Annotated in this window: 10 protein-coding genes; 6 read left to right on the top strand and 4 right to left on the bottom strand. The window is 36.8% G+C overall.

The window, feature by feature from the left end; translation table 11 throughout:
- Both BLS59_RS31935 and BLS59_RS30880 read left to right on the top strand, forming a co-directional pair.
- The coding region (locus BLS59_RS31935) for a hypothetical protein (RefSeq protein WP_162842833.1) at window positions 1–306 on the top strand (306 nt) is incomplete at its 5' end.
- A 14-nt stretch (window positions 307–320) separates the two neighbouring features.
- On the top strand, window positions 321–560 hold the full coding sequence (locus tag BLS59_RS30880) for a hypothetical protein (RefSeq protein WP_091157877.1): 240 nt from the start codon (window positions 321–323) through the stop codon (window positions 558–560).
- 19 nt (window positions 561–579) lie between these two features.
- Here the strand turns inward: BLS59_RS30880 and BLS59_RS30875 are convergent, their stop codons facing one another.
- Both BLS59_RS30875 and BLS59_RS30870 read right to left on the bottom strand, forming a co-directional pair.
- Window positions 580–1,236: a hypothetical protein gene (locus BLS59_RS30875; RefSeq protein ID WP_091157875.1), complete on the bottom strand. Its 657-nt coding sequence runs from the start codon at window positions 1,234–1,236 to the stop codon at window positions 580–582.
- A gap of 11 nt (window positions 1,237–1,247) precedes the next feature.
- Entirely contained in the window at window positions 1,248–2,486 is a 1,239-nt protein-coding gene (locus BLS59_RS30870) for a hypothetical protein (protein WP_091157873.1), read from the bottom strand.
- Window positions 2,487–2,714: 228 nt separating this feature from the next.
- Between BLS59_RS30870 and BLS59_RS30865 the strand changes: the two genes are divergently transcribed.
- Window positions 2,715–2,981: a helix-turn-helix domain-containing protein gene (locus tag BLS59_RS30865; protein ID WP_091157871.1), complete on the top strand. Its 267-nt coding sequence runs from the start codon at window positions 2,715–2,717 to the stop codon at window positions 2,979–2,981.
- Window positions 2,982–3,989: 1,008 nt separating this feature from the next.
- Here BLS59_RS30865 and BLS59_RS30860 read toward each other — a convergent pair.
- Window positions 3,990–4,367, bottom strand: a complete 378-nt coding sequence (locus BLS59_RS30860) for a helix-turn-helix domain-containing protein (protein WP_091157868.1) — start codon at window positions 4,365–4,367, stop codon at window positions 3,990–3,992.
- Window positions 4,368–4,520: 153 nt separating this feature from the next.
- Here BLS59_RS30860 and BLS59_RS30855 point away from each other — a divergent pair, with 153 nt between their 5' ends.
- From BLS59_RS30855 to BLS59_RS30845, 3 genes are read left to right on the top strand one after another with little or no spacing between them, the layout of a single operon-like run.
- Complete coding sequence (locus BLS59_RS30855; protein WP_091157866.1) at window positions 4,521–5,408, top strand: sigma-70 family RNA polymerase sigma factor; 888 nt, start codon at window positions 4,521–4,523, stop codon at window positions 5,406–5,408.
- Window positions 5,359–6,453: a hypothetical protein gene (locus tag BLS59_RS30850; protein ID WP_091157864.1), complete on the top strand. Its 1,095-nt coding sequence runs from the start codon at window positions 5,359–5,361 to the stop codon at window positions 6,451–6,453. The genes BLS59_RS30855 and BLS59_RS30850 overlap by 50 nt, the downstream gene beginning before the upstream one ends.
- Window positions 6,454–6,459: 6 nt before the next feature.
- Window positions 6,460–6,741, top strand: coding sequence for a helix-turn-helix domain-containing protein (locus tag BLS59_RS30845; protein WP_091157862.1), 282 nt, complete (start codon window positions 6,460–6,462; stop codon window positions 6,739–6,741).
- A gap of 21 nt (window positions 6,742–6,762) precedes the next feature.
- Here the strand turns inward: BLS59_RS30845 and BLS59_RS30840 are convergent, their stop codons facing one another.
- Window positions 6,763–7,587 carry a hypothetical protein gene (locus tag BLS59_RS30840; RefSeq protein WP_091157860.1) on the bottom strand — a complete coding sequence of 275 codons (825 nt, stop codon included), beginning with the start codon at window positions 7,585–7,587 and terminating at the stop codon, window positions 6,763–6,765.
- Window positions 7,588–7,773 lie beyond the last annotated feature (186 nt).

Raw genomic sequence — 7,773 nt, 5'->3', positions numbered from 1 at the left:
CGCACTATTAAAAAATACGGTAAGGGAACGATCCTCACTATAAAAAGAGAACTACGGCAATACCAGTTAACGATTACCGAATTTCAGGTGGATACCTTTTTAGCTATAGATTTTACAGGGGATAACATTAAAGGAAGGTCTGAATACTTTCTGGAAGAAAAAAATCACGGAACATTCCTAAGACATTTATATATGCTTGAATTAAAAGAACGCAACAAAATTTTCAAGATATTTACAAAGAAAAGATTGACAAATGAATTAGCAGCCTTAAAGGAATGGATCGAAAAAAGCGGGCTAATCATATAATTTAAAAATCATCAATGATAAAAAAAACAGGTTTGATCCTTTTATTATTCCTTTGTAGTTGTTCCGTATCAAAGCCTGTTATTGATAACTCACTGATCATAGCCAGGCATCCCAAGCCGATCAAGGTTTTTGGAATTGGTAACTGGAAACCCGGCTATTCAGTTCTGACCCTCATTGATGCAGATAATCAATATTTTGTGATCACCACAAAGCAGATTGATACTTTAAAGAAGGGAGCTATTTATATTAAGTGAGCCTATGATGTTTAAGTGATCAGTTTTTAGGCAAAATATGTCCCGCTTCATGTGGCGCAATCTTTTGAGTAACATCAAAAGGTCGAATATTTTTGCTATTAACGGCATCTATCGGCTGTAAAACCACGGTATCAAAAACAAAATTACATTCTAAATTAGCTGTTGATTTATTATAAAGAATATTGAGTTTAAAAGCATTTTTAGAAGTATTGGGGATTGTCGCCCTGATTGCCTTACATTCTATGAAGTAATATTTATAAAGGTATTTTTCATTGGATTTCCCTTTAACCTCGAAATAAGTAGCATCCCCTTTGTAAGTGGGAAAATCATTTTTTATAAGATAGGCTTTGTCTTTGCAAAATTCAGTTATAAGCTCGTTCGTTTCCTTTGATGGCAAAAAAACGATATTATCATGATGTAAAATATTTAAAGAATCTGTGTTTATATCTAAAGTGGCTTTTCCAAACGGAAGGAAAAACGTTTGTTTATAGCTATCAATTGGAATTGACTTTTGACTTTTCGTTGTAAAATGATTTAATACATCCTGTTTGTCAAACTGCATGACAACGTATCCGCGAATTACTGTGACAGATGAAGTGGGTGTTTGCCCATTAACATCGCAAAATATGCAAATGCAAAAGATTAAGGTCGATAATAAAGCCCATTTATTTTTCATAGTTGCTATTACTATTGTTTGGTATAAAGTCCGGGCTGAAGTACTCTCGCATTAGGGTCTTGCATCCGGGTGTCTCGTCTGTCAAAGATGATTTTTGTAAAGTCCTTTGATGTACCTGGATAGCTTATATAAGAACTTGACGGCCCAATGTCCCTGACGATATTGTTTGTAGTAATTTGCGACATGGTAGATGTACCGTCCGAATGCTCACCACCAAGATTATGGCCAATTTCGTGAATAACTATTCCTTCCAGTAAGCGTGATTCATTCATACCCTTGTTATCTATTCCATCTTTAATGTTTGCGTTATTGAAGTTCACATTTCTATTTGTAGCTGACCCATAATCCCCACCGGAGCCTGAAGCACCTTCGCCGACAATGTTCCCAAAAAATCTTTCAGTGCCACCTTTATCTGTAAACTTATCACCATAAGCAGCATCTTTAGCGGCCTGTGCATCTTTAACGCCGGATGCGCTCAAACTGTATTTTACATAGGATTTTGTACCATCAGCATTTTTGATTTCAACGCCATCTTTGCCGCCCATTTTATTATAAGATGCTACTCCGTCATTCAATGCCGTTACCTGTTTATCGGACAGGCTCCCATTTACATAATAATAGTTTGCTTTAATAACATAAGGGTCTTTTTTCGTTCCGCTGCCTGAAACTTCACCGTCCATGCCATTTAAATCGACCATTTTATTTGTCCATTGACCGTTTTCGCCCATGTGTTTAATATAACAATGGTTTGGGGCAAACGCCAAATATGCAGTGCCGCCTATTTCCTCACAGAGTATTTTATACAAATAAGGCAGGGAATGACAATTACCGCTATGTGTCTTAAGTAACTTGGTAACAAACATCTTTGACCAATCTTTACTGCCTGTAAAATCCTCAAAGTCATAAGTAAAGGGTCTAAAGTTATTGGCTGGAATAGTATCAGTCATAAAATAGAACGTTGCCCAATTTGGAGCTGTCTTATATTTCCCTATTCCTTTGGCTTTTATCATAGCTTTAAGCTGCACGCTGATATTAGACACATCCTGACAGAATGCCTGATAGCTTAGCTTATTTGAATAAAAGGCGTTTTCCGTAAGGAATACAGATCGTTTAAAACTGACCGGCTTTTGCCCTGTAAGCATTTGTAATTGCTCCTTGTATGCCGTTACATAATATTGCTTATCAGCTTGTGAATAAGCATTAAAGCAAAGAATGCAATTAAAGAGTATGAGGGCTGCAAATTTTCTCATATAACGTGTAAGGAATTAGGACGTTTAAAAATAAGTATATTTTTAAACAAATAAGTTTTTAAATATTATTTTTTGCTTAAGCGCCATCATCCCGCATTTAATTTGGAAAAGTGATGTTGTGGTTTGACTATTGGCGCAAGCATTCATCAAATGTAAAAAACGTTGGTTAATTCACCAACACTTTTAAGCCTATATTATTCCATTTTTCCTAATCATTTAATAGAAGAAATGGTTAGCGAAACAGACAGGGAACATTTAATACAATTTGGAAAACATCTTAAATCATTAAGGCTGTCTAAAAAGCTATCTTTCAGGAAAATGGCATTGCTTTGTAATTTGGATTATGCGGATATTAAGCATTTTGAAAGCGGTAAGGTCAACGTTACTTTGTTGACCATTTTGCAACTTGCAAAGGCTTTGGAGATCGAACCTAAAGAATTGTTGGATTTTAGAAAGGATCATGACAAGTCGCCACTAATCAACCTTTCTGAATAGGCATTAAATTCGTTGGCTTTCCATTTCGTTAGATGATAGCCATTGCAATACGGACAGAAATAAGCTCGCTTTTGTTCCGGCCTGCCCTGGCGGTGCTTGATACGCTTGCCATTTATATCTTTATGCCGTTTATAATTCCATTTTAAACTGTACATAAGTAAACGGGCTTCCAGATAGGAAGAAATGATAACTTTTCCCGTTGCCGTACATTTCTGAAGCATAATTGATAGCAGCCATTCCAAATACCAATTTAGTAACTCTATGGCGAATTAACAATATCATTACTCAATTCAATGTATACTAATAGTATATAAAATGTATATTAAAAGTATATAACTATGTTAAATTCTGTTTTGTAACTTCATCTTTCATTATCAGGAAGAAATCAGTTCTTTAACTTATAGGGAGGTTGCTTGTACAACCGTAGGGTGAGGTTTTAAAAACACTCACTAAATACTTTCATTTTTATTAATGATATTTTAAGGGTTACTTTTTTGAAAGACATATACAACGTTAATAGTTATCGAGAAATCGAACAATATTGAAAGGTATATACAATCAGGATTGCTATTGCCCTTTTTGTGGCTCAATTGTGACTGATCATAATTTGAAAGGTATATACACAACAGTTAAACAGTTAATTAAAAAGTTGTGACTGCCCACAATTTGAAAGATATATACAACTCGGGAAGTTACGCTGGAAAATGGAAGCCTTGTTTTGAAATATCTTTATACGATAGACAACGATCCATTGTTGGTGAAATATTAATGAACCGTAAAAGAGCAGCTTTTTTAAGTTGTATACAACTAACGAAACCGCAAGTCTAACCAACAGATTGAGTATCACATACAAAATTTAGAAGTATATACAACTGGGCTCTATTGTAAATCCGTTAGAACGTTCGTTCTTTAAGTGTCTATTGTAAAGAAGTCGTTTTTTTGAAATTTTATACAACAGTAGTAAAGGGTTTTCAGCCTGTTATAATTTAATCGAATACTTAAAAATGTTTAGTTGCTTGACTTCTTATCATTAAGCAAGCCTCTCAAAAAATCAATTTCTTTGTCTTTGTCAGCGATGATTTTAATAAATAACTCTCTTTCACTATCAGAAATATGGTTGTTTACTGTAACTTCCTTATTGTAAATATTTTCGTTTTTTCCAATTTCCTGATGGACGAAAATTCCCTCGTCTCCATTGATAATGTCAGCAAGCGATGTTTCCAACACTTCCGCTATTTGGGTTAAGCGTTCAATATCAATTCTGGTAATACCATTTTCGATTTTCTGCCAGGCTCCTAAAGTAAGATGTATCCGTTCGGCCATCTGTTCCTGTGTAAGTCCGCTTCGCGTACGTAATCTTTTAATTTTTCCTGCAACAGCGCTCATTTTTTCAATTTACTATGATCAATATATACTAAAAGTATGTCTTTTATATACTATTAGTAGTACCATCAAAATTTCGTCACCTACTAAATTTGTATAGCTTGCTCTTGATGGCATTATCTGCTAAGATACACTTTCAAATATAATTCAAATGCGATGGTTCTAAAAGCATCTGTAAAGATAACACTTGATTTGCATTTTATTGATCTCTTAAAAAGCGGAAAGGAATCCGGGTTGAAACACTTTTATAACCGGCTATATCCGGTAATAAATTATTGGGCCTTTAAGCGTGTAAAGGATGACGTGGCAGCCAGTAGCATTGCCCATGAAGCATTTTTAAAGCTTTGGTTGTTGCGTTCAAAAATGAATAGTGCAAATGAAATAATAACATTCTTAGGAAAGCAGGTCAAATGCGGATGTAACGATTTCTATAAAAAATCATCTGCAAAATTTCATCGCGGCCTCATCAAATTAGACGATATAGAGAATTATCAGGATTTTATGGGAGCCAATGAGCCGCAGGACGAAATCGATTTGACAGATATAACTTATCAGGAGGAATTGGATCAACTAAGAGCAGAGCAATGGCAGGAGGTCGAAAGCGTACTGCCAAATCTTAGCGCCAACCAACAATTGTTTATCAAATTATGCCTGCAATATTCTTTCAGCTATGACCGGATTGCATGGCATTTAGGCGGCATATCGGATTATGAGATAGCCCGTAAGGTAGAAGATACCCTTAAAAATTTAAAGGATATTATCATAAACACAAAGAAGCTCAATCTTACCAAAACGAGCAAATTTTTATATGAGGGAGAATTGAATGAGGAACAGGCAAATATTTTAAACTTAAGATATGACCTGAATTTTAGTTTTGAGGAAATTGCCTCAGAACTTGGATTATCACAGGGATATGTTCAAACTGTTTTCGTAAAAGCTTTTAAAGCAATCAAGAAAGTTCCCAATAATAAAAACCAACCGCCAATTCAACGTTATGGAAAACAAGCATATAATTCTGACCAGAAAGATACAATTGCTGCTTAACAGTGATGATGCAGCCTTTCGTAAAGATTGCTTTACCAAATTGTATGATTGGCAATGGATATGTTTCAGGGCGGCCAACTATATCTTTACGCACCATTATGTCCAGGAACAGATCAAAGAGTTTATTTATATCACCGATGAGGTAAAAGTTAAGCTGGCTGATATTAAAAAGGATGAGGATGGCATCTTAACAACCTCGAAAGCCAACACTACCTATCAGCTTTTATCAAAATATTTTAAGGGCGAGATACCGATGGATTTCATATCCTGTCTTAATCACACTTTGGTTTCCAATTATAATAATGAACGTGTTGCCTATTGGAAGGGCGAAAAATCACTTAGGAATTACAAACGCGATATCCCGTTGCCTTTTTCTGCCAAGCAATTAAAGTTCATTCCCATGGAAAAAGGGAGGGAATACCAACTCACTTTATTTCAAATCCCGTTCAGGACGTATTTAGGAAAAGATAGAACAGATAAAAGCGTTTTATTAAAAAGGGCAATTGCAGGTAATTTAAAAATAAGTAGCTGCGCACTAAAGCTGGATAAGGGTAAAATATTTTTACTTGCCTCGTTTCAGATGGACAAGGAAGCAAATCAATTAGATAGCTCTGTTATAGCCGAAGCCAGTTTATCGCTTGAATTTCCCATCACCTTAAAGATCGGCAGGTCTGACTATAGGATCGGCAGTAAAGAGGAATTTCTGCACCGCAGGATTGCCTTGCAGAACGCCCGCCGCCGCTTACAGATCGGCTCAACCTTCAATCGGTCGGGCCAAGGCCGAAAGAGAAAATTAAAATCGGTTGAAGCATACAAAGATCACGAAAAAAAATATGTTGATTATAAACTACATGTATATAGCCGAAGACTTATAGACCTTTGTGTAAAACACCAGGCGGCCACATTATTACTGATTAACCAGGAGCAAAAAGAAGAAGTGGCTAAGGAAGATGAATTTCTTTTGCGTAACTGGAGCTATTACGGGCTTAAAGAGAAAATTGAATATAAGGCTAATAAGGCCGGGATAACCCTGATATCGGAATAGTAGCAAATGTTGCAGAATATGTGGCAGCGCATTATTCCCCATCAAACACGTATTATGACAAATCTTCCAAATCCATCACTTGTTAAGTTTGGTAAGCACCTCAAAGGATTGAGAACGGCTAAGAAAATATCCCGCAAAAAGATGGCTCTTCTTTGTGATCTCACCAATGAGGAAATTAAAAATTATGAAGCCGGTACAGTAGATGTTGACCTGTTGTCTATGGTGAGATTGGCCGCTGCATTAAAAGTAGCATTACCGGTGTTGATGGATTATAAAGACATGGAATAGCTTTACTTGTAAATTGCAGCATTACTTGAACGGACAGCCATTTTGCGCCATGATCTTTTTAAATTCCAACAAGGCTTTAACGCCGAAATTCCGCAATCCAAGCAAATCTTCGCCGGTGAAATAAGCGGCAAAAAACACATCGGTCACATCGCCGGAATAACTGTAAGGTATCAGTTTTTCGCGGATGTAGTGTTGTAGAATACCCTGCACACCATTGTAAAGCCGCATAGGGGCATCGACATCCCGCAGTAATGCCAATATTGGCCTGCCCTCGCCCTTGCCTTGTGCATGATATTCATGATAGCGATTTATCGCTTCTTCATATTGGCCCTGGCTGATAATCGATGGTGTTGCCCGTATTTCTAATTTATCCGGTTCTAACGGTTGCTGTGACAAATAAAAGCGCTGCATATCCGTAGGCAGGGCGGGCAAAGCCGATTCCTGGTCGCGGCGTTGGTATTCACGAATTAGACCGGGCATTGGTAGGGGTGTGGCAATAGTTTGCCCGAAGATACAGTTACTCTTTTTAAATGCCCTGGCCAGTGTATCAACAGATTTTGTGCCAAGGCTACGCCCCCACCAACTGTAAGCTGTATCTAAATCTTCGGGAGCAAAATAGGCGGTAAAATACACATCGCTTACATCCCTTACGGATGGAAAAGGGATGATTTTTTTGGAGATGCAATAAGACAAAAGACCTTCGATCCCATGACGCAGCGATGGCGGCACATCTACCACATAAAGCAGTCGTATCAAAGACCTGCCCGGCGGCATTTGCTGAAACTCATATTGCCTGATCTGGTAATAGGCTTCATGATACTGTTCTATGGTAATTGGTTCAGTCATGGGTTGTCCATGTTTTATATTCTCATTTTATTTTAAAAGGCCATTTATACAATAAAGATACAGCATTATAAAAAGGTATTCAAATGCAGCGCTGCTTTTGCATTTAAGTCATTTGTGTATTCACTGCATAACATCTAACTTTGTTTATGTCCAAGAATAAGCCGCCGGTTACCGGAAAATATATCG

Source organism: Mucilaginibacter pineti, assembly GCF_900101875.1.
Classification (GTDB): domain Bacteria; phylum Bacteroidota; class Bacteroidia; order Sphingobacteriales; family Sphingobacteriaceae; genus Mucilaginibacter; species Mucilaginibacter pineti.
The sequence above is the reverse complement of the archived record's forward strand: the minus strand, read 5'-3'. Positions and strand labels throughout refer to the sequence as shown.